This window comes from Meridianimarinicoccus zhengii, assembly GCF_003254465.1.
Lineage (GTDB): Bacteria > Pseudomonadota > Alphaproteobacteria > Rhodobacterales > Rhodobacteraceae > Meridianimarinicoccus > Meridianimarinicoccus zhengii.
In genome coordinates this window covers 1-22056 of the sequence record NZ_QDFI01000069.1, presented here as the reverse complement: position 1 = coordinate 22056, position 22056 = coordinate 1, and the positions used below count along the sequence as shown (strand labels likewise).

Below are 22056 nucleotides of genomic sequence, written 5' to 3'. Positions count from 1 at the left end.
GGCCTTCCCGCGGCGGCGCAGGGCGCCAAGCGCGGCCACGCCGGCCCCCAGCAGGGCGACGGCAGGCGGCAGCGGCACGGCGGCCGCAACGGTCATGTCATCGAGCCCGAACCCGTCATTCGTGATGAACGCGCCGGCCGTGTTGCGGTTCTCGAAGCGCAGGGTCGCCGTGCTGATCTTCGAGCCGAAGCTGATCAGGACCGTATCGACCGTGCCGTTGCCCTGCCCGTCGAGAAAGGTCGTCAGCGACATCCCGTCCGCGAGGATCGTCAGGTCGGCGCCGGTGTCGGACGCATCGCTGATCGTGAACAGGATGCGGTCGAACATCGAGCCCGTATCGACCACCCACTCGACCCCGAACGTGTCGTTGCTGTCGAGGAAGTTGGACCCGCCCGGCGTGGTGTTGACGCGCCCGAACACGCCAGCATCGCGCAGGTAGAGGTCGGTGCCGGTATTTCCGGGCGTCCCGCTCACGGTCCCGCCGGAACCGGTGCCGCCCAGCGTGGAAAAGGTCCCGACCGCGGTCGAGAACGCGCTGGTGACCTCGCCTGCGCCGAAGCCTTCGAAATCCTCGACCGTCTGGCTGGTCAGGCCACCGGCCTTCGCGGCGAAATCGAGGGCGGAATACGTCTCGACGCTGATCGTGGTCGAAGCCTGCGCGGCGGCCACCGAAACCGCCGAGGCCAGCGCGGCGGCGGCGATCGTGAATACGACTTGCTTCATGGGAATGCTCCGATCAGATTAATTGCCTATTCACGATTGATACCGAAAGCGGGGCTTCGTCTCAAATTCGAACCGAAGTTTCGGTTAACGCAGGCAGCCGGTCCGGGCGCATCACGAACAGGATCAAGATGCCGTTTTCAAGAATCTTCCATGGCCTTCCATTCCAGGGCCGCCCGAGCCCCGCCGGGGATACCGCAAACGTCCTTGACGGATTTCCCGCGCCCGTGGATGGCGGTCGGGCACTTCCGGTCCGGGCTGCCGCACGGGCGGGCAGGTCCCGGCGCGAGGATGACCCGGGGGCGGCGGGCAAACGGGAAAACGGATCAGTCCGGCGCCAGCGCCCCCAGCCGCCGCCACGCCGCGGCGAAGCCGGCGAGCGACAGGTCCAGCGTGACGGTCTCGCCGCCGGTGGAATTCATGGTGACCGTCGCGGTCTCCGCCGCCTGCAGCGCGTCCAGCATGGCCGCGTCGAGCGTGCCCGTGGCCACGCAGCCGCCTTGCAGGCAGGTCAGGAAATCGATCCGCGTCCCGTCCATGCCCGCCGTGGCGATGCCCACGCCATCGGCCACCCGCACGCCGAAGGGCGTCACCAGCGTGACGGCCGCGCCCGCGCCATCATTCCCCGCCAGCGCCATGCGCAGCACGCGCTGGTCGGTCTCGGCGGTGCGGACCTCCTGCGCGATCTCGCAGCGGCGGGGCGGGGTCGCGCCCGGCCCTGCCCCGGCGGCGCAGCGCAGCACCCAGTCGCGGTAGCTTTCGCGCAGCGTGTCGGGGACATCCGGCCCCGCCGGCGTCTCCTGCGCCGCGGCGGGGGACAGGAGCACCAGCCAGATCCCGACCGCCCCCGCCGCACCCCGAAGCGCCGCGCGGGTCTCAGGCCGCACGGGCCCGCCGCATCGCCACGAGCCCGCCAAGACCCCCGAGCAGCAGCCAGACCCCCGCGGGCAGCGGGATCGGCGCCGTGGTCGGGTCCCGCACCTCGGCCCGCAGCGCAAGGCTGATCGAGTCGAAGGCCCCGAAATAGCCGCTCGCATTGCTGCCGAAGGCGTTCAGGCTGATCAGGTCCTCGAAGAACCCGGTGGTGCTGGCCGAGAACCCGACCTCCAGCCCGCCGAAGACATCCCCCGCCGCGATATCGGCGAAGCTGTCGAAGCCGGTCAGGCTGAAATCCCCCGCGGCTGGCAGGGCGAAGCTGCCCCCCAGCACGTCCGCGGGCCCGAAGATGTCGTTGAGCACGCCAAGGCTGGCGGTCAGGTCCATCCCCGCATCGACGATCCCGAAATCCAGCAGGAAGGTCAGGTCCGACCCGGTCAGCACCCCGTCCCCGCCCAGCTGGGTGAACATCGGGTTGGCGAAGTTGTTGACCTGTGCCGACAGCATCACCGACCCGAAGCCGAGATCGAGATCCGCCATGTCGGGGTTCTGGCTGGCGAAGGCCACGTCCTGTGTGCCGCTGAACACCCCGGCCGCCGACGTGTCGAGCGTGGCGGTGATCCCGGCCGTGTCGGTGTCCCCCGCGGCCAGCCCCGTGACGGCGCCCGACGCGGTGAAGGGCCCGCCCGCGGTGCCCGTGAGGCTGGCGGCCAGCGTATCGTTCAGCGCCGCCACGGGGGCGGTGTTGGCGATGCCCACGCCCTGCGCCGCCACCACGTCGCCCACATGGACGATCCCGAAATCGAGCGTGGGCGTGGTGATGTCGGCCTCCGCCGCCTGGTAGACATTGCCGGTCACGGTCACGTCCTGCGACGGCAGGGTCAGCGCGCAGTCCGGCGCGCACCCGCCCACGTTGGAGGCATCGGACACGAAGCCCAGCGTGGCCGTGCCCGACAGCGCCCCCGCGACCGCGGTCTCGATCCCCACGGTCAGGCTGGTGTCGTCGGTCGCACCGGGATCGAGCAGGTCGAACGACCCCGCCGCCGTCACCGGCCCGGACCCTGCGATGGTGGCGCTCAGCGCCGCCTGGTCGCCGCCCGTGGCCACGTTCGTGACCGACAGTGCTGCGGACAGGGCGGCATCGCCCACCCGTGCCGCACCCAGGTCGACCGGCTGGGCCGTGTCGACGCGCGGGGCGGCGGTGTCGATCACCGTGCCCAGGGCCTCGATCAGCCCCGTCACGCCGAAACTGTCGGACCCGACCGCCAGTTCGCCGAGCCCGTTGGACACGCCGCCCACTTCCCCCGCGCTGACATAGTCGATGGCGATGGCCCCATCCACGCTGCCCGCGGTGGCGGTGTTGACCGACACGGTCATGGCCGCCGCATCGGTGGACCCGGCCGTCAGGCCGTTGATGCTGCCCGCCCCGATGATCCGCCCCGCGCCCGTGCCCGACACCGCGCCGAAGCTGGCGTTCAGGTCCTCCACGAAACCGAGCGGCCCGGTCGCGGCATTGGTGATCGACAGGGTGCGGTTCACGACCTGCCCCACCTGCACCGTGCCGAAGTTCAGCGGCGCGGTATCGAGCCGGCCTTCGGCGACCTGGTAGACATTGCCGCTGACCGCGACGGTCTGGTCCGCCAGCGCCAGCGTGCCCAGCCCGCTCGTGCCCGCGCCGTCGCTTTCGAAGCCGAGCGTCACGCTGCCGGACCGCGCCCCCGCGGCGGAGGTATCGACGCCCACGGCAATGCCGCTGTCGGTATCGCCCGCCGCCAGCATCGACACCGGGCCGCCGGTGGCCGTGGCATCGCCCGCGACGGATGCGATCCCGCCCGACAGGGCCTCGCTGAACCCGTCATCGGGGGCGATGTTGGTGATGTCGAGCGCAGCACTGCCGGTGCCGCCCACGCGCTGGTTGGCGATCACCACCGGGTCGGGGGTCACCCCGGCCTCGGCCACGTTATAGCCCGTGGCGGACACGTCGATGACCTGGCTGTTCGCGGCCTCGGCGGTGAAGGTCGGGTCGATCACGGTGCCGTCCGTGGTGAAATCGAGCGTCAGCGCGCCCGCGTTCACCCCGGCCACGCCGCCCGCGACGGCCACGTTCACGGCATCGCTCACCGTGACCCCGCCCGCGACCAGTTCCGCGCCGAGCGCGTTGGTGGCGGTGAAATTGCCGCTCGTGGTGGCCGCGCCGATCCCGAGCCGCTCCGCCGCCAATCCCGCCGTCAGGTTGGTGACGGCGATGTCCTGCGCCGGGCCGTCCGTACCCACCCGGAACGCGCCCAGATCGACCGGCCCCGCCGGATCGGCGGCGCCCTCGGCCCGCGCCGTGGCGAAGCCCAGCAGCGAAATGGTCTGCCCGGCGACGTTGTCGAAATTCGACGCGATGCCGATGGTCTGGCCGGCCAGCGACCCGCCCGCCGTGGCCTCGAAGGTCACGTCGAAGGACGCGGTGCTGCCGCCCGCCGCGACGGGGCCGAAATTCTGCGCCGTCACACCGCTGCCCGACAGGCGCGCATCGGTGATGTTGCCCGTGCCCGCGGCGGTCTGCACCGCGCCGCGGATATCCGCGCCCGTGCCGGTATTGTCGACGGTGAAGCTGCGCGTGGCGGTGGTCCCGCCGCGCACGTTGCCGAGATCGAGCACCCCGGCCACCACGTCGCCGCCCGTGCCCATGTCCGCATCCGCGCCGATGATCTCGCCCGATCCGGTGACATTGGCGCGCGCGTCGAAGCCGTTGCCGGTTCCGAAGGCGTCGTTGGTGTAGTCGCCCGACACGGTGAAGTCATGCGGCCCCAGCGCCAGCGCGCCGCCCCGCAGGTCGAGGAATTCGGCGCTGCTGTCGGCCCCGATGGCCATGGTGGCGCCCGCTTCGGAGATGACCGTGCCGCTGGCGGCGGTGATGCCCGCATCGGCGCTCAGCGTGCCGCCGGTGGCGCGCACCACGCCGGAATTGCCCACGTTCGGGACGATGCTGCCGAAGCCGAAGATCTGGCCGGTGGCAGTATTGGTCAGCGTGGGCGCGGACAGCGTGCCGCCGCCCAGCTCGATCGCGCCCCGGTTGGTCAGCCCGTTCGCCGCCGCGAAATCGCGGTTCGCCAGCACACGCAGGGTGCCGTCATTGTCGGTCAGGGTGTCCTCCAGCGCGACCGGCGTGATCCCGGTGACGTTGCGGAAGGCCGACCCCGCCCCGCTCAGAACGATCTCGGCCGCGTTGGTGGTCACGTCGCCGCCGCGGATGTCGATGGTCGACCCCGCACCCGCCGCGCGCCACTGCCCGCCCGTGAGCACGCCGCCCACGTTGTTCAGCGTGACGCCCGAGCCCGAGTATTCCACGGAAGACCCGTCCACGGCCTCCACCAGCCCCTGGTTGTCGAAGCTGCCGCTGGTCAGGATCAGCCCGCCCGCGCCCGACGCGCGCAGGATGCCGTCGTTGACCACCGGCCCGGTGGCGTCGCGCGGATCGACGGTCAGTGCCGCCACGCCATCCGCCTCGATCAGCCCTTCGTTCAGGATCCCGATCAGGTTGCCACCGAGCGCGCCCGCCCCCCGGATCGTGTGCCCGGCGGCATTGGTCAGGATGGCATCGGTTGTCCCGGTGAGCCGGTTGAGGCTGTTGTCGCCCAGCGTCACCGTCCCCGTGCCGTCGAGCGTGGTGTCGCCCTCGATGTTCAGGGTGGTGAAGCTGCCGGCCGACGCGACGGCGATGTTCCCGTCATTGACGATGTTGCCGCCCAGCACGCCGGTCTGGGCGTTGGCGATGGTGACGGCGCTCTCGTTCGTCAGGTCGCGCAGCTCCGCCGCGCCGCTCAGGGTGAACGCGCCGGGGCCCGTCAGCGTGCCGCCCAGGATATCGGTGGTGCCGCCGGTGATCGCCACCGTGCCGCCCGACGCGGCCTCGATCGTGCCTTCGTTGTCGATCGCGCCCTGGATGATCGACAGGGTGCTGCCCCCGGTGGCGCGCAGAACCCCCGCGTTGCGGCGGGTGACATCGTCCAGGGTGCGCAGCTGCAGCGTCAGCCCGGCACCGCCCACAGCCTCCACCAGCCCGTCGTTGTCGAGCCCGATCGCGTTGCCGCCGAGATTGCCCGACCCGCGGATCGTGTGATCGGCGGTGTTGGTCAGGGTGGCCGCGGTATCCCCGGTGATCCGGTTGAGAACGCTGTCGCTCATCTCCACGCTGCCCGTGCCCGCCAGCGTGGTGTCGCCCCCCCGGATGTTCAGGGTGGTGAAGCTGCCCCCCGAGGCCAGCGCGATGGTGCCCGCATTGGCGATGGTGCCGCTGATCTCGCCGGTCTGGGCATTGGCGATGGTGACGGTGCCGTCATTCGTCACATCCGCCAGTTCCGCGGCGCCGCGCAGGTCGAACCCGCCGGGCCCCGTCAGCGTGCCGCCGTCGATGACCGTGCCGCCGGAAAAGGACACGTCGCCGCCCGACGCGGATTCGATCACGCCCGTGCTGTTGTCGATCACGCCCTGGATGATCGACAGCGTGCTGCCCCCGGTGGCGCGCAGAACCCCCGCGTTGCGGCGGGTGACATCGTCCAGGGTGCGCAGCTGCAGCGTCAGCCCGGCACCGCCCACAGCCTCCACCAGCCCGTCGTTGTCGAGCCCGATCGCGTTGCCGCCGAGATTGCCCGACCCGCGGATCGTGTGATCGGCGGTGTTGGTCAGGGTGGCCGCGGTATCCCCGGTGATCCGGTTGAGAACGCTGTCGCTCATCTCCACGCTGCCCGTGCCCGCCAGCGTGGTGTCGCCCCCCCGGATGTTCAGGGTGGTGAAGCTGCCCCCCGAGGCCAGCGCGATGGTGCCCGCATTGGCGATGGTGCCGCTGATCTCGCCGGTCTGGGCATTGGCGATGGTGACGGTGCCGTCATTCGTCACATCCGCCAGTTCCGCGGCGCCGCGCAGGTCGAACCCGCCGGGCCCCGTCAGCGTGCCGCCGTCGATGACCGTGCCGCCGGTGAAGGACACGTCGCCGCCCGCGGCGGATTCGATCACGCCGGTGCTGTTGTCGATGAAGCCCTGGATGATCGTGAGCGTGCTGCCGGTGTCTGCGCGCAATGTGCCCGCGTTGCGCCGGGTGACATCGTCCAAAGTGCGCAACTGCAGCGTCAGCCCGGCACCGCCCACGGCTTCCACCAGCCCGTCGTTGTCGAGCCCGATCAGGTTGCCGCCGAGATTGCCCGACCCGCGGATCGTGTGATCGGCGGTGTTGGTCAGGGTGGTCGCGGCAACCCCGGTGATCCGGTTGATGGCGCTGTCGCTCATCTCCACGCTGCCCGTGCCGTCGAGCGTGGTGTCGTCCTGGATGCTCAGCGTGCTGGTGCTGCCCCCCGAGTCCAGTGCGATGGTGCCCGCATTGGCGATGGTGCCGCTGATCTCGCCGCTCTGGCCGTTGGCGATGACCACGCTGCCGGTATTCGCGACGTTCCGCAGTTCCGAGGCATTGCGCAGGTCGATCGTGCCCGGCCCGGTCAGGGTACCGCCGTCGATGAACACGCTGCTGCCCGCCAGCGACACGGTGCCGCCCGAAGCGGCCTCGATCGTGCCGCCGGTGTTGTCGATGATCCCTTGCGTGATGGTCAGCGTGCTGCCGGTGGCGGCGCGCAACGTGCCGCTGTTGCGGCGGGTCACATCGGGCAGGGTGCGCAACTGCAACGTCAGCCCCGATGTTCCCGCGGCCTCCACCAGCCCCGCGTTGTCGAGCCCCATCAGGTTGCCGCCGAGATTGCCCGACCCGCTGATCGTGTGCCCGGCGGCGTTGGTCAGCGTCGTGCCGGTCGCGCCGCTGATCCGGTTGAGCGTGGAATCGGTCAGCGCCACGGTGCCGCTGCCGGAAAACAATGTGTCCACCCCGAGGCTCAGGACGGTGGTGGCACCGGCGGACCCGAGCGTCAGCGTGCCGTCGTTGTCCAGATCGCCGCCCAGCAGGCTGAGGGTCCGGCCGTTGTCGATGGTCACCGCGTCGCCCGCCCCGATGGTCAGGTCCTGGATCGAGCGGGTGTCGGTGATCGTCACGTCCGCATCCGTGCCCGCGTCGCCGTCCACGATCGCGTTCTGGGCCGCGTTGGGGACCACGCCGGTGTTCCACCCGGCCGGATCGTTCCAGGTGCCCGTGCCGCCGGTCCATGTGACGTCCTGCGCGTGCAGGGGCATGGCCACCAGAAGCGCCGCGATGGCGCAGCCGTTGCGAAGGGACAGGCGCGGGCGCGGCGCGGCGCGATTCGAATGGGGCATGAAGATCACCAAAATACAGACAGTTACGATTTATTAACAATCAAGCTATCTGACTCTGCGTCAATCCGTCAACAACGGCATGGGCAGGATTCGGCATCCGCCGGGCCGCCACGCAGGCACGATCCCGCGGAAACGGGCCGGATTTAGCAAGATCCTGTCGCGGCTTGGAAGGGCCCGTGCCGTGCGGCGCACACCGTTAACCATTCCGGAGATCGGCCGCCGCCGCCATCCGCGCCGCCGCGGTCGGGCGCCGAACATCCCCGCCCGGTCGCGGACCTGTGGCACGCCGTCATCTTCAGGGAATGTCATGCGATAACGGCCCATGCGCGCATTCGGGATGCGTTTTGCGCAGTTCACCCCGCAGATCCGGGGCGTGTCGCGGCCGGACCCCGCACCGTGCCCGGACACCCGCCCGCGCGGGCCTGCGGCGCGCCGCCCCTGGCCCCCGGTCCCGGGAATACGGGGATCGCCGCGGCATGGCCCTGCGGTGTGGCCTCTTGCATACGTTTTTAAACGGCCGTTTTTCGGCAACCTGCGGAATTGCAAGCGGGCACCGCCAGGCCCCGGCCCGCAGGCCCGGCAGGGGCCAGAGGAATGACCGGTGATGGGCCCGTCCCTGCCCCGCCCCCTGCCCTGCCCCGGACGCGTACAGGCGCCGGACGGGGATCGGGCGGTGCGGTCTTCGGGCGGCGGCACGCATCTTCGGCACGATCCGCAGGCGGGCCTTTGACCTCTGCGCATTCCCCTATAAGGCTTGGAGCCGAGGGGCCTGCCGGACCGACCGGCGGCGTGGAATGCGAGGGACAGGACCACATGACCGACCAGAAGCTGAGCTGTTTCAAGGCGTATGACGTGCGGGGCCGGCTGGGCGACAATCTCGATGCCGATATCTGCCACCGCATCGGGCGCGCCTTCGCCGAGATCATGCAGCCCGGCACCGCGGTCACGGGCCGCGACATCCGCGACAGCTCGCCCGAACTGCAGGCGGCGCTGATCCGCGGGCTGACCGAGGGCGGCGTGGACGTGATCGATATCGGCCTGTGCGGCACCGAAGAGGTCTATTTCGCGACCGAGCATTTCGGCGCGGGCGGCGGGCTGATGGTCACCGCCAGCCACAACCCGATCGACTATAACGGCATCAAGATGGTGCAGGCGGGCGCGCGCCCCATCGGCGCCGACCAGGGCATGGACGCGATGGCGGTGCTGGCCGCATCGGGCGATTTCAGGGACAGCCCCCGGACCGGGACCGTGCGCACGGAAGACCCGCGCGGATCTTACGTCGACCGGGTCGTGTCCTTCGTGGACCCCGAAAAGCTCGGGCCGCTGAAGATCGTCGTGAATGCCGGGAACGGCGTGGCCGGCCCCGCCTTCGATGCCATCGCCGATGCGCTGGCCGCGGGCGGTGCGCAGCTCGACTTCACGCGCATCCACCACGACCCCGACAGCACCTTCCCGAACGGCATCCCCAACCCGCTGCTGGAGGAAAACCAGCCCATGACCGCCGACGCGGTGGTCAAGGCGGGCGCGGACATGGGCGTCGCCTGGGACGGGGATTTCGACCGCTGCTTCTTCTTCGACGAAACCGGCGCCTTCATCCCCGGCGAATACGTGGTCGGCCTGCTGGCGGCGGCGTTTCTGGGGATCGAGCCCGGCGCGCGGATCGTCCATGACCCGCGGGTGATGTGGAGCACGCTCGACGTGGTGAAAAAGGGCGGCGGGGAGGCTGTGGCCTCGCGCACCGGCCACGCGCTCATCAAGGCGAAGATGCGCGAGGTGGACGCGGCCTATGGCGGCGAGATGTCGGCGCATCACTATTTCCGCGGCTTCATGTATTGCGACAGCGGCATGATCCCGTGGCTGCTGATCGCGGCCCATGTTTCGCGCGCGAAACAGCCCCTGTCGGCGCTGGTGGCGGACATGCGCGCGGCGTTCCCGTCCTCGGGCGAGCAGAACTTCCGGCTCGACGACACGGCCCCCGCCATCGCGCGCGTCGAGGACACGATGGTCCCGCAGGCGCGTGCCGTGGACCGGCTCGACGGGCTGAGCTGCGATTACGGCGACTGGCGGTTCAACCTGCGCTCGTCCAACACCGAACCGGTGCTGCGGCTGAACGTGGAAGCCCGCGGCGACCGTGCGCTTCTGGCCGAGAAGGTCGCCATGCTGCGGGATCTCATCACCGCCTGACCCCGCGCCCGGCCGCGGGCCGGCTTTGAACCGGCCCCGGACCGGCCCCGCGGGGCCGGTTCAGGCGTCCCGCGCGCGCCGGTAGGCCGCGATCAGCGGGTCCACCTGGTAATCCCAGCTCAACTCCGCCTCGACGCGCTGCCGCCCCGTCCGGCCCATCGCGGCCCGCCGGTCGGGATCGTCGAGCAGCTCCACGATCTTGCCGGCCATGTCGGTGGTATCGTTGGGGGCGGCGTACAGCGACGCATCCTGCGCCGAATACCGCCCCTCGGTCACGTCGAACTGCACGATGGGCTTGGAGAACGCCATGTATTCGAGGATCTTGTTCATCGTGGACTTGTCGTTCATCGGGTTCACCCGGTCCGGGTTCACGCAGACATCCGCCGAGGACAGCACCGAGAACAGCACCTCGTCCGGCGCGCGGCCCGTGAAGGTGACATGGTCGCCCAGGCCAAGATCGGCGGCCATCGCGCGCAGCCCCTCCAGCGCGGGGCCGCCGCCCACCAGCACGACCTGCACGTCGCGCCCGCGGTCGAACACGATCTCGCGCGCGGCCTCGAGCAGCAGGTCGATCCCCTCCTGGTCGCCCATCACGCCCACATAGCCGATCATGTGCGCGCGCCCGTTGCGCCATTTCGGGTCCGGTTCCATCACGTGCAGCCGGTCGAGATCGGGCCCCGAGCGCACGACGAACACGTCCTCGGGGCGCTTGCCGCCACGCTAGAGCGCGATCGCGCGGTAGCTTTCATTGGTGGAGATCACCACCCGCGCGGCGCGGAAATTCAGCCACTCGAAGATCACCATCAGCCGCCAGAAGAACCCGCGCCTGCCGAACTTGGCCTCGTAGAGCTCCGGGTTGATGTCGTGATGGTCGAAGATGTAGCGCTTGCCGAAGATGCGGAACTGCCAGGCGATCAGGAAGATCAGGTCCGGCGGGTTGCAGCCCTGGATCGTGTCGAAGCCGTGGCGGCGCAGGATCTTCCAGGCCAGCCGCGTTTCGTGGAACAGCGCCGCGCCGTATTCCAGCAGGTATCCCACGGCGCCGGACGCGTCGAGCGGCAGGGGATGGCGATAGATATGCACGCCGTCCAGTTCCTCGTAGGGGGCTTCGAACCCCTTGCCGGTGGGGCAGATCACGGCGACCTGCGCGCCCGCGGCGGTCAGGGTCCGCGCCTCGTGCCAGACGCGGCGGTCGAAGGGCAGCGGCAGGTTCTCCACGATGATGAGCACGCGGCGCCCGTCCAGCGGCCGGCTGCGGCGGATGTCTGCGATGCGGGATGTGCTGGATGTCGGTCGGTTCATCATGGGCTCCTGGACATGTGCATGTGCGGGCCCGTGCCGAGCCCGCGTGCCGCTTGACAGGATGGGTAATCCTGCGACGATGGTCGGCATTCCATTGGGAGTTTCGCATGACCCGTTTCATCGGCCTGCCCAAGTCCATGTCCAGCCGTCTCAGCCGCCATGTCCGCAATCACCGGGCCGGCACGGGCGTGCTCTACCGGATCGCGCAACGCTACATCCGGCACTATTCCAACCAGTCGGTCGATCCGGCGCTCAACGGGGAATACGCGCTCATCGACAGGCTCGCGCCGCTCGGCTTCGCCACGATCCTCGATGTCGGGGCCAATGACGGGGACCACGCCGCCATCCTGCGCCGCATCTTCCCGGACGCGCAGATCCACATGTTCGAGATCGACAGCGACATCTTCACGGGGCTCGCCGCGCGTTTCGCGGACGATCCGCACGCCCGGGCCGTCAATATCGGGCTGGGCGCCGAGAACGGGGAACATGCCTATTTCTTCAACCGGGCGGGCAATCACAGCGGCACGACGATGTTCTACGACAAGGATGTCCGCCCCAACGCGTATGACCACGAACGGCGTGTCGCCCGCATCCGCACCGGCGACGACTGGTGCGCCGAGACCGGGATCGCGGCGGTGGATTTCCTGAAGATCGACACCGAGGGCGCGGATTTCAGCGTGATGCAGGGCTTCGCGGGCATGCTGGCGGCCCGGTCCGTCCGGCTGGTGCAGTTCGAATACAATTTCCACGCCTTCAACGCGCGGGTCTTCTTCCACGACATCCACAGGCTGCTGAAGGCGCATGGCTACGAGATCGGCAGGATCTATCCCAGGGGCGCGCATTTCAGCCCCTACTCGATCCGGAGCGAGGGCCAGGCCGGGATGTATGTCGCCTGCCACGAATCCGACCACGACCTGAAGGCCCGGATCGGCTACGCGCCCCCCGCGCTGGCCTGACAGCCGCGTCACGCGGGGCGCCGGCGCCCGCGCGGTCACGGCAGCGTGCCGAGATCGCGCAGGTCGGTGCCGGGGGCGAGGCTCAGCGCCCTGGCGGTGGCGTTGGTGGCCACCACCCGCGCATAGGTCCGTGTCTCGGCGGTGGCCTTGTCCACCAGCAGCCCCTCGATCGTGGGGAGTTGCGAATAGGCATAGCCCAGGTTCGCGCCCACCAGTTTCGCCGCGTCGATGGCCGGGTCGAAGATGTCGAGATCGAAGCCGGCGGCCAGCATCTTGCGCGCGAGATCCACGTTCGGGCTTTCGCGCAGATCGTCCGTGTCGGCCTTGAACGCCAGCCCCGCCAGCAGCACCTTCGCGCCCGGCGCCAGCCCCGCCACCGCGTATTCGTAAAGCCGGTGCTTGTGCGCCTCGTTGGAGCGCAGCAGGCTGTCCACCAGCGGCGTCGCGGCCCCGGCATCGGCGGCGATCCATTGCAGCGCGCGCACGTCCTTGGGCAGGCAGGACCCGCCGAAAGCCCCGCCGGGGCGCGTGTAATAGGCCGAGATGTTCAGCTTGGTGTCCGACTTGAAGATCGCGTGCACGTCGCTGGCCTTGATGCCCAGTTGCAGGCAGACGCGCCCGATTTCGTTGGCATAGGCGACCTTCACCGCGTGCCAGGTGTTGTCCATGAACTTGGTGAACTCCGCCTCGCGGTAGCCCACGTGGAAGGTGGGCGCGTCGATACCCGCGTTGAGCACGTCCATCGCCGGGTCGGGCCGGCCGTCCGCGGTGCCGATGACGATCTTGGGCGGGGCGAAATAGTCTTCCACCGCCGTGCCCTCGCGCAGGAATTCGGGATTGTAGACGAGCCGGATCGCCCGCGCCGCCGCATCGCCCAGCCGGGCGCGGAAGATGGGCGCGATCAGTTCCTCGATCGATCCGGGCCGAATGGTGGAGCGGTAGGCGACCGACAGGGGCGCTGCGCGCGCGGGGTCCACGGCGGCGGCGATCTGGCGCGACACGTCGGCGATATAGGCCATGTTGTGCGCCCCGTCCGGCCCCGAGGGCGTGCCCACGCAGACGATGGCGAGATCCGCGTCGTCGAGATGCGCGCCGATTTCCGTGTCGGCGGCGATCAGCCCCGCATTGAGCCCGGCGCGCAGCATGTCAGCGACGCCGGGTTCCACGATGGGCGCCTGGCCCGCGCGGATCGCCTCCACCTTGCGGGCGGAGACGTCGATCCCCACCACCGCGTGACCTTCGCTGGCAATGCAGCACGCCGCGGTGAAGCCGACATATCCCAGCCCGAAAATTACCACTTTCATCGTTACATCCCCGTCAACTGCCCCGGCGCATCCCGGTCCCGCGATGGCTTGGCATCCGACATGCCGGGCCGCCGGACCGCGCACGGTGCACGGTGCACGGTGCACGGCCAGACCATCCCGGCCATGCCGCAGGAACGGGCATGGATCAAAGGAGTAAAATCTTTACTGCCAGCGCGCAATCGGAAAGCCGCTGCATCGCAGAAAGTCTCGGATGTTTCGCGCGCGAAACGTCGGGATCGGCCTTAGGGGCGCTGGCCGAGACTGTCCCGGAGCAGCGGGTTGTCCGGGTCCAGTTCCCGGGCCCGTTCGTGCACGGCGCGGGCCCGCGCGGCATCACCCGAAAGTTCGTAGGCCAGCCCCAGTGCATCGAGATAGGCGATGCGACCGGGCCGGCGGTCCGACAGCCAGCCGCACTGGTCCACCGCGGCGGCCGCCCGCTCGAGACGCAGGTTCAGGCTGCACGCCGCATAGGCGATGGTTTCGACCTGCGCGGGCAGCGCCGCCGCCGGTTCTTCGGGATCCGCGCCGGGGTCGGGCAGCACGGCAAAGGCCAAGTCGTATTCCACCCGCGCCTCATCTGTCCGGCCGAGCCGTTCGAGCTGCTGGCCGATGCTGAAATGCAGATCCGCCCGATCGATATCGCCCTGCCCGTCCGGGGCCTCCACGACGGCGTCATAATCCGCCAGCGCCTGCCGGAACCGGACAAGGGCCGCCTGCGCGTCACCGCCCCGGCTGAGCAGCCGCCCCGCGAGCGCATCCAAGTACCAGGGCGCAAAATACAGCGTCTCCTGCGCCGCCTCCAGCCCGCGGACCAGCGCGAGGCCACCTTCCACGTCGCCGAAGGCCAGCGCGATATTCGCCCTGGTGAAATCGAGATATTGATGCATCAGTTGCGCCATGCCGGGATCGCGTTCGTGGCGCAGTGCCTGACCGGCCAGCGCGCAATCCTGGCGCGCCGCGGCAAGGAACCCGAAGTCGCGGTTGACGTTGCAGCTGCGCATGCGCAACCAAAAGTTGTTCGGGTCGAATTGCAGGGCGGATCCGAGTGCGGCGATCGCGGCTTCGGGCCGGCCTGCCTCCGTCTCGATCGTGGCCAGCTGGCCGAGGGCCGCGGCGGTATCCACGTCGGATAGATCCGGACGGGCCAACAGACCATCCACCAGCGCGCGCGCGCGCCCGAGATCGCCGGCATCGATGGCCGTCTCGATCCCGTCAAAGGCGGCGGCGACCGGATCGGTCTCTTCCGCGGCAACCAGCGCGGCACCCAGCACCGCGGCGACCAGCAGGGCCGTCGCCGCAGTGTGGCGCATCAGCATTGGCGCACGTTCTTGGGGCAGGACGGCGACTGCGCCTCGAGCGCGGGCGGGGTACCGATCTGGGTCAGCAGGATCAGGAGGGTCATAAAAGCCAGGCGTGTCATGGGGCTTGCTCCGGTTTGGTGGTGGTGGGTTCGGGCGCGTCAGGCTCGGGCTTGCGCGGGGACAGCCAATCCTTCAGCAGCCCTACGAAGGTGCCGAAATAGAACCCGATGATCAGCCCGCCCCAGTTCTCGAGAACCGGCGGGGCCGCGTAATCGGTATAGGGCGTGAGCGCCGTCGCCACGATGACCACAAGCGCGATGATCGACGACACGCAGATCACGGTGATGACCACGAAGCGGCGCAGGAACCGGTCGGTGTCGTCGGGCTGGGTCATAATTCGTCTCCCACGGGCAGCACCGCGCCCGCCGATGCCGGCGCGCATTCCGGCGTGATCATCTCTCCCCCGCGGCCAAGCGCGACGATGTCGCGTGCGCGGTCGCGGGTCTGGGCGATGTAGCTCATGCCGGCGAAATCCCGATCGGACGACAGTTCGATCGCGAGCCGGCGATGCCTGTCCGCGATCGCATCCGCAAGGTCGGCATAGAGCTCCCAGTATTCAGCCATGTCCCCGCGCTCGGCCGCGATCTTCCGGCGGTAGCCGCATTCCGTCGCCCAGCCCGTTTCCGGCCGGGAGGCCCGTTCCAGATGGGTATGGAAATCCTGCAGGATGGCGCGATAGGTCCGCGCCGAGAAATCCCGCGGAAAGCTGCCCGCATCGTAGAGCGCATAGAAACATGCGCTGTCCCAGGCCGCCGCCCCGCCGTCGATCTCAGCCGCGGTCGGGCACATGAACATGTAATATTCCTGCAGGGTGCGGATCAGCGCCGTGGCGTCGACCGGGGCGCTGTCATTGACGGCATAGGCCAGCTCGTAGGCCTCTTCGAAGAACTGCCGGGCCAGACCGCGATGGGTCAGCGTGCTTTCGATCTGCTGGCCGGGCGTGGGCGAGCGGGCGAACCAGAAGGCGAAGCCGCCGAGGGTGTCGAACTGCTCCTGCACGGGCAGGATGGAAAAGCCGATCCGCCGGGGCAGTTCCGAGACCCGCAGCGCGACCTCCGGCGACAGCGGCTTGCCCTGCCGCATCACCCGTTCCATCAACTCGACCGCGCGCATGTAGTCCTGGTAGCGTTCGACGGCCTCGGTCTCGACGTCGCTGCCCTCGGACAGCGGATCGTTGATCAGCCCCTCGATCAGGCGCAGCGTGCGGTCGATGTCGTTTTCCAGGAGATCCGGCGCGGCGAGCCCCTGCATGACCGCGCGCACCCGCGACACACGGTCGGGATAGCGGCGCTGGATGGCAAGCTCGCGATCCGGCATCGTCCCGCGATGCTGGAAGAGATCGATCTCCTCGCGGGCCTCGAATCCGTCATAATTGAAATCCAGCCGCAACCACAGGCCGGCCCGGCGCAACTGCACGGTATACCGGTAGCGGATGATTTCGTCCTCGAACGGATCAATCTTCACATCCGGCGGGACTCCACGCGGCTTGCGCGTGTCGTACTCGAGGGTCTCCGCCGCAAGCAGGTTATCGAGGATCTGCGCGTCATAGGGCGGCGCGATGGGCTTGCCGTCCGTGTCCAGGAACAGGATCGGGCCCTCGATCGTAGTGCTGTTCTGGGCGGCGGCCGGCGCGGCCCAGACGATCGCAGCCAGCAATCCGGTCGTGACAAGCCATAATGACAATCCCATAGTGCTTCCTGCCCTTGTGAAAGTGGGTGCGGGGCAATTCCGTGAAACGTGGTTAATGAACCGTTATACTTTAACGCGACTCCCCGATTCGTCACAAGGTGAGGAATTCCCTGACGCCGGACGGCCTGTTTCGCGCGCGAAACAGGCCGCAATCCGCGACCCGCCGGTAGTCCTGCGGTCCAACGGTGCGCGTGTCACGGCGACCGGGATGATGCGCGTTTCGCGACTACTCCGATGATGCGCGTTTCGCGCAATAGGCCAGGAAGGCCCGCGCGGGGCTGCGCAGGCGCGGGCGCCCCGTGGCCTGCCAGTAGCGCCGCCAGTCGGCCTCCAGCGCGTGGACGTCCCAGCCGGGCGCCAGCGCGCGGGCCGCGGCCAGCGTGTCCGCCGACAGCACCGGGGCATCGCCGTCATCGATCACCGCTCCGCGCGGCGTCACCAGCACCATGTCGCCCGCCACGACCGCCAGCCGGTAGTCGGGCAAAAGGTCCGCGGCTTCCATGTCGCGGATCATCTTGCGGAACACCCGCAGCGGCGAGGCGGAGCCCGATTTCGCGCAGAGCACGCGCATGCTCACCTGCCAGCGCGCCTGCCGCCCGCAATGCTTGCGCGCGAGTTCATAGACCCGCCGCTCCAGCGGCTTGCGCAGCGCGAAATAGCCCGGCGCCAGCGTCAGCACCGAGCGCGCCAGCACCGCGCGAAAGAGCCAGTCCGACAGCGTGACCGACACCGACACCATCCGCCCCGAGGCCGTCCGGCGCACGATCATCCATTCCTCCAGCAGCCCGAAGCCGGTGGTCGTGACCGTGTCGCCCGTGGGGATGTTGGTGACGATCCGCGTGCCCGAAAGCCGCTCGAACGCTTCGCGCAGGCGGCGGTAGCTGTCGCCGCCCGTCTCGCGCCGGGTCGCCACCAGCAGGTCGTGCGCCACCAGCTCGATCCGCCGCGCGACGGGGCGCCCGGCGTTCAGCGCCGCGACGAGTTGGCTGATGCAGTAGATCAGCACGTCCTTGTCGTGGATCGTGGCGAGCCCCTTGACCGACGGCGTGATCTCCACGCTGACGCCCCCGTGGTCATAGCGCAGCACCCGCCGGTCGGGCCGGGTGGAGAGCGAGAAGACCGGGTGTTCCATCGTCGCCATGTCGTCCTTGAAGACAACCCCGGCGATGTCGCAGACGAAGAAGTCCGCAAGGGCTGCGGGCGGCCCCGCGCCATCGGCGGGGGGGGCGGTCTGGGGTCGGCGTGGCTGCATCGACCATGGCCTCGGGGCGGCCCTCTGGCGGGGCCCTTGATGCGCGACGGTCCGCGATACGGCCATCGTCGTTTCATTTACACCACTCTAGGAAGTGCCGCCCGGCGCGTCCAGCCTGCGGCGCCGTGCGGTTCGTGGGTCCGGAGTCGCCCCATCGGGGGTCTGGAGTCGCAGCTTCGTCGTTCCGGAGTCGCACGGACCCCGGCGACGGCATTTTTATCTATGTACAACAATCTGTTATCGGAGGCCGGGAAAGCCCCTAACAGATATCTAACGGATCTACTAACATCGCGGAAAGGTGCCAGCCCATGAACCCGGCCCGGGCACGCAGTGGCAAGTGACTGATTTGCAATGAAAACAGCAGGGTCTGAGCTATTTTTCTTCCATGTGCGCAGAATTCCGGTATATTTGGAAAAAACAGGCACATGATCCGGGCGAAAGACCCGGTCGCGGCGGGACCGCCCGCAGGACAGCACGACAGAGCAGAGCAGTACGGCAGCGCAGCCGGAACGACAGGACAGGCCCCATGACGGACCGGACGGCATGAGCGACGCGGAACGCATCCCGCCCTATTTCACCATCACGCCCGATGCCGCACTCGCGGAACTGGGCGACCCGGTGGGCACCGACGGCTTCGCGCAAGCGGCCGCGCAGGCGGCACAGGGGCGCACGGATCTCGTGTCGCGCGGACTCAACCCCGAGGGGCGCAAGACGCTGCGGCGGTTTTCCACATGGGAAGTGACGCGCTACCTGATCCCCGTGGCCACGCCCCATTTCCGCCGGGTGCTGAAAGCCAACCCCGACCTGCCCCAAGGCACGGCGCAGACCGAGGGCGGCACGCGCTGGTTCAGCCTCGACGAGGTGCTGCGCCTGCGCGCGCATTTCGCCGCCGAAGGGTCGCGCGCGAAACCCTACCTACCCTATCGCCCCAAGGGGCTGCCGGCCAAGGTCGTGGCGGTCGCCAATTTCAAGGGCGGGGTCGGCAAGACCAGCACGGCAGCGCATCTGGCGATGTCGGCGGCACTGGACGGCTACCGGGTGCTTGTCGTGGATCTCGACAGCCAGGGATCGATGACGTCGATCTTTGGCGGCCGCGTCGCCGACGAATGGGCGACGGTCTTCCCGCTGCTGGCGCGGGACTATGCCGAAAGCCTGCAGGCCGAGAACCGGGCGCGGATGGCGCGCGGCGACACGCCCCTGCCGCTTGACGACATGCTGGCGGGGGCGCTGAAGATCCGCGCCAAGGATCTCGCGCAATCCACCCACTGGCCAAATATCGACCTGATCGGCGCGCAGCTGAACCTCTACTGGGCGGAGTTCCAGGTGCCGGTGTGGCGCATGGGGCTGAAAGGCTGGAAGCTGTGGGACGCGCTCAGCAACCGGCTGGCCGCCGACGGGATGCTGGACAGCTACGACGTGGTGATCCTCGATACGCCCCCTGCCCTTGGCTACCTCACGATCAACGCGCTGGCGGCGGCGGATATCCTGCTGGTGCCGCTGGGGGCGTCGTTCCTTGAGTTCGACAGCACGGGGCGGTTCTTCGACATGCTGCACGCCACGTTCAGTTCCATCGAGGAGGGCGAGAACCTTGCCGCCCGCGCGCTCGGCACGCCCGAGCTGCGCTTCGAATGGGACGCGGTGCGCGCAGTCATCACGCGGTTCGATGCCTCCCAGCAGATGGAGCTGGCCAACCTGATGCAGGCCTATATCGCGCCCTACATGTCGCCCTACCGGCAGGATTACACCGCGCTGGTGGGACAGGCGGGCGAACAGGTCGCGGGCATCTACGAGGCCGATTACCGCGATTTCAACCGCGAGACCTATATCCGCGGGCGCGAGACCTTCGACGAGACCTATGCCGCGTTCAAGAAGCTGCTGGTGGGGGCATGGAGACGGGACGAGCTGGCGCAGACCGAAGGCCGGGACGGGCAGGGCGCGGCATGAGCAACGGGGTGCGCGGCTGTGGCAGGGTGTTTCGCACGCGAAACGCTGTGACCCGTGTGTTTCGCATGCGAAACACTGAACCCGGAATGTTTCGCGTGCGAAACATCGGACTGAAAATGTTTCGCGTGCGAAACGGCGGATCGCAGCATCGGACGCCGCCAGCCCTCCGGGCGTCCGGCGGCGAAACGCCCCCCGGAGCGTTTCCGGGGCGCCGCCGCACCGTTTCGCGCGCGAAACATCCGCGCCCCGGCGCGCCGACATGACAGGAGACAGCCCATGGCCCGCCGCCGCCGCCTGACCCCCGCCCAGCCTGGCTATCTCGGGCCGTCCGCCGCGCCCGAAAGCGCCCCCGAGACCAAGTCGGCCCTGCCCGGCCCCGCGCTGATGGCGGACACCGCGACGCCCGTGTCGGCGCGCCCCACCCCGCCCATCGCCGCCGTGTCCGGCCAGTCGGCCGAGGCCGCGGCACTGCGCGAGATCACCGCGGGCATCGACAGCGCGCGTGCCACGGGCCGGATGGTCGTCGACGTGCCGCTGGGCGACGTGAGCCAGGGGTATCTGGCGCGGGACCGCATCGCGCTGGACCCGGACGAGATCGCGGCGCTCAAGGCCTCCATCCGCGCCCATGGCCAGCGCACACCGGCCGAGATCACGCCGCTGCACGGCACCGGGCGCGACGACAGCGACGGTGCGCCGGCCCAGCCCTGGGGGCTGATCTCGGGCTGGCGGCGGCTGCGGGCGCTGTCGGATCTCTATGACGAAACCGGCGAGGCGCGGTTCTCCACCCTGCGCGCGCTGGTGCGCCCGCCCGAGGAGGCGGCGCAAAGCTATGTCGCCATGGTGGAGGAGAACGAGGTCCGCGCGGGGCTGAGTTACTACGAACGCGCCCGCGTGGTGGCCGAGGCCGCGGCGCGCGGGGTGTTCCCGGACCAGTCCGCCGCGCTGCGGTCGATGTTCGCCACGGCGAGCCGCGCGAAACGGTCCAAGATCGGCAGCTTCATCGACCTGCACGAAGGGCTGGGGGACCTGCTGCATTTCCCCGCCGAGATCCCCGAACGGCTGGGCCTCGCGCTCGTGTCGCGGCTGCGGCTGGAGGGGCGGCAGCGGCTGCGCAACGCCCTGCGCGACGCGCGCCCCGCCACGGCCACGGCGGAACTGGCGCTGCTCGAGAAGCTGGCGAAACCTCCGCGCACGGGCGGGGACGGGGCGGATGTTTCGCGCGCGAAACGCCCCGCGCGCGAAACGCTCGCCCCCGGCGTGGAGATGCGCCTGCACGAGACCGCCGGGGGCGGGCGGATCACCCTGTCCGGGCCGGGGGTGGATGCGGCGCTGCTGGCGCGCCTGCGCGCGGCGCTGCGCCCTGGCGGCGGGCGGGCATGATGCACCGGCAAACCGGCCGGTCACGGGATGGACAGGTCGGTTTACCGCTGTTAACGTTTTTGCACCGGGCGTTTTCACCAGAGGATCCTTTGCCGATGCATCCCTTTTCCCTTTTCCTGTCCGCGTGCCTGCTGTCCGCGGCGGCCATGCCCGCCGCCGCCGCACCGCTGACGATCGATTTCACGTTCCGCAGCGACGGCTATGCCACCGTGCTGGACGACGCCCGCGCCGCCGGGGTCACGATCCGCGAGTTCAATTACGGCGCCTATGGCTATGCCGGCGACAGCCTGACGCTGGGCAATGACGGGCTGGCCAACCGGGCTTCGTTCCGGGCGGAGCCGGGGCTGGTCTTCGACGCGCTGGCGACGGACCTGCTGTCGTTGCAGGGGCGGCTGACGGTGCTGTCCTGCACGGGCGTGGCGCCGTTCCCGGACCCGGACGTCCCCGGCGCGCTGCTGCGCTGCGAGGACGCGGACACGATCGATTTCTACTATGACGACCTGGCCGCCCTGTCGCCGCCGGTGCAGCGCCTGCCGGACCTGATCTTCGAGGGCTATCGCGGGGATGGCGACCCGGTGGTGACCGCCGCGCTGGAGGGTCCGGCGCCGGGGCTGCTGGACATCGCGGCGCTGGGGGATTTCACCGGCCTGACCCGGCTCGACATCTCTGTCACCCGGACGCCGGTCGGCGGGTTCTACTGGCAGTTCGACACGCGCCTGGACGCCTGGGTGTTCTGCGGCGGCGGGGCGTCCTGCGGGCTGGCGCAACTGGGCAGCCTGGGGCTGGACCTGCGCGCCGCCGGGACCGGGCCGGACGTGTCGGCCCCCGTGCCGCTGCCCGCGGCG

General features: G+C 69.5%; 15 protein-coding genes. 5 read left to right on the top strand and 10 right to left on the bottom strand.

The genetic code is table 11. From position 1 onward, the window contains the following. The 3 genes from DDE13_RS17715 to DDE13_RS17705 form a co-directional block, all read right to left on the bottom strand. Positions 1-723: VPLPA-CTERM sorting domain-containing protein (locus tag DDE13_RS17715; protein ID WP_111405599.1), on the bottom strand; the 723-nt coding region annotated here is incomplete at its 3' end. Between the two features lie 323 nt (positions 724-1046). Then, a complete protein-coding gene (locus tag DDE13_RS17710) occupies positions 1047-1607 on the bottom strand; it encodes an invasion associated locus B family protein (RefSeq protein WP_162631073.1) in 561 nt (186 codons plus the stop codon). Next, entirely contained in the window at positions 1597-7839 is a 6243-nt protein-coding gene (locus DDE13_RS17705; protein ID WP_162631072.1) for a choice-of-anchor D domain-containing protein, read from the bottom strand. The genes DDE13_RS17710 and DDE13_RS17705 overlap by 11 nt, the downstream gene beginning before the upstream one ends. A gap of 813 nt (positions 7840-8652) precedes the next feature. Here DDE13_RS17705 and DDE13_RS17700 point away from each other — a divergent pair. Continuing rightward, positions 8653-10023, top strand: a complete 1371-nt coding sequence (locus tag DDE13_RS17700; protein ID WP_111405596.1) for a phosphomannomutase — start codon at positions 8653-8655, stop codon at positions 10021-10023. Between the two features lie 60 nt (positions 10024-10083). On the opposite strand, the gene DDE13_RS23460 is transcribed toward DDE13_RS17700, so the two are convergent. Together DDE13_RS23460 and DDE13_RS23455 are read right to left on the bottom strand one after the other, a co-directional pair. Then, complete coding sequence (locus DDE13_RS23460; RefSeq protein ID WP_235868760.1) at positions 10084-10710, bottom strand: glycosyltransferase; 627 nt, start codon at positions 10708-10710, stop codon at positions 10084-10086. 33 nt (positions 10711-10743) lie between these two features. Beyond that, the gene (locus DDE13_RS23455; RefSeq protein WP_235868759.1) at positions 10744-11325 is read right to left on the bottom strand and encodes a glycosyltransferase; all 582 of its coding nucleotides are present in this window, start codon (positions 11323-11325) and stop codon (positions 10744-10746) included. A 107-nt stretch (positions 11326-11432) separates the two neighbouring features. On the opposite strand from DDE13_RS23455, the gene DDE13_RS17690 reads away from it, so the two are divergent. Continuing rightward, entirely contained in the window at positions 11433-12281 is an 849-nt protein-coding gene (locus tag DDE13_RS17690; RefSeq protein ID WP_162631071.1) for an FkbM family methyltransferase, read from the top strand. Between the two features lie 35 nt (positions 12282-12316). On the opposite strand, the gene DDE13_RS17685 is transcribed toward DDE13_RS17690, so the two are convergent. From DDE13_RS17685 to DDE13_RS17665, 5 genes are all read right to left on the bottom strand, one after another. Continuing rightward, the gene (locus DDE13_RS17685; protein WP_111405595.1) at positions 12317-13585 is read right to left on the bottom strand and encodes a nucleotide sugar dehydrogenase; all 1269 of its coding nucleotides are present in this window, start codon (positions 13583-13585) and stop codon (positions 12317-12319) included. Positions 13586-13827: 242 nt separating this feature from the next. Further along, positions 13828-14901 carry a hypothetical protein gene (locus DDE13_RS17680; RefSeq protein ID WP_111405594.1) on the bottom strand — a complete coding sequence of 358 codons (1074 nt, stop codon included), beginning with the start codon at positions 14899-14901 and terminating at the stop codon, positions 13828-13830. A gap of 100 nt (positions 14902-15001) precedes the next feature. Continuing rightward, positions 15002-15280 (bottom strand): hypothetical protein, encoded by a 279-nt coding sequence (locus tag DDE13_RS17675; protein ID WP_111405593.1) that lies wholly within the window; start codon positions 15278-15280, stop codon positions 15002-15004. Continuing rightward, positions 15277-16635, bottom strand: coding sequence for a hypothetical protein (locus tag DDE13_RS17670; RefSeq protein ID WP_111405592.1), 1359 nt, complete (start codon positions 16633-16635; stop codon positions 15277-15279). Before DDE13_RS17670 ends, DDE13_RS17675 begins: the two co-directional genes overlap by 4 nt. Before the next feature lie 226 nt (positions 16636-16861). After that, positions 16862-17887, bottom strand: coding sequence for a replication initiator protein A (locus DDE13_RS17665; protein ID WP_111405591.1), 1026 nt, complete (start codon positions 17885-17887; stop codon positions 16862-16864). 543 nt (positions 17888-18430) lie between these two features. Here DDE13_RS17665 and DDE13_RS17660 point away from each other — a divergent pair. From DDE13_RS17660 to DDE13_RS17650, 3 genes are all read left to right on the top strand, one after another. After that, a complete protein-coding gene (locus DDE13_RS17660; protein WP_111405590.1) occupies positions 18431-19831 on the top strand; it encodes an AAA family ATPase in 1401 nt (466 codons plus the stop codon). Between the two features lie 276 nt (positions 19832-20107). Then, positions 20108-21211, top strand: coding sequence for a ParB/RepB/Spo0J family partition protein (locus DDE13_RS17655; protein WP_111405589.1), 1104 nt, complete (start codon positions 20108-20110; stop codon positions 21209-21211). Positions 21212-21306: 95 nt separating this feature from the next. Then, positions 21307-22056, top strand: a 750-nt coding sequence (locus tag DDE13_RS17650; RefSeq protein WP_162631070.1) for a hypothetical protein, incomplete at its 3' end; no start/stop codon positions are given.

What these genes read in the sequence shown, in the direction of transcription:
- DDE13_RS17670 (WP_111405592.1), bottom strand. Translation starts at nt 16,635, where the DNA reads ATGGGATTGTCATTATGGCTTGTCACGACCGGATTGCTGGCTGCGATC.
- DDE13_RS17675 (WP_111405593.1), bottom strand. Translation starts at nt 15,280, where the DNA reads ATGACCCAGCCCGACGACACCGACCGGTTCCTGCGCCGCTTCGTGGTC.
- DDE13_RS17705 (WP_162631072.1), bottom strand. Translation starts at nt 7,839, where the DNA reads ATGCCCCATTCGAATCGCGCCGCGCCGCGCCCGCGCCTGTCCCTTCGC.
- DDE13_RS17655 (WP_111405589.1), top strand. Translation starts at nt 20,108, where the DNA reads ATGGCCCGCCGCCGCCGCCTGACCCCCGCCCAGCCTGGCTATCTCGGG.
- DDE13_RS17685 (WP_111405595.1), bottom strand. Translation starts at nt 13,585, where the DNA reads ATGAAAGTGGTAATTTTCGGGCTGGGATATGTCGGCTTCACCGCGGCG.
- DDE13_RS17700 (WP_111405596.1), top strand. Translation starts at nt 8,653, where the DNA reads ATGACCGACCAGAAGCTGAGCTGTTTCAAGGCGTATGACGTGCGGGGC.
- DDE13_RS17690 (WP_162631071.1), top strand. Translation starts at nt 11,433, where the DNA reads ATGACCCGTTTCATCGGCCTGCCCAAGTCCATGTCCAGCCGTCTCAGC.
- DDE13_RS17680 (WP_111405594.1), bottom strand. Translation starts at nt 14,901, where the DNA reads ATGCTGATGCGCCACACTGCGGCGACGGCCCTGCTGGTCGCCGCGGTG.
- DDE13_RS23455 (WP_235868759.1), bottom strand. Translation starts at nt 11,325, where the DNA reads ATGAACCGACCGACATCCAGCACATCCCGCATCGCAGACATCCGCCGC.
- DDE13_RS17660 (WP_111405590.1), top strand. Translation starts at nt 18,431, where the DNA reads ATGAGCGACGCGGAACGCATCCCGCCCTATTTCACCATCACGCCCGAT.
- DDE13_RS17665 (WP_111405591.1), bottom strand. Translation starts at nt 17,887, where the DNA reads ATGCAGCCACGCCGACCCCAGACCGCCCCCCCCGCCGATGGCGCGGGG.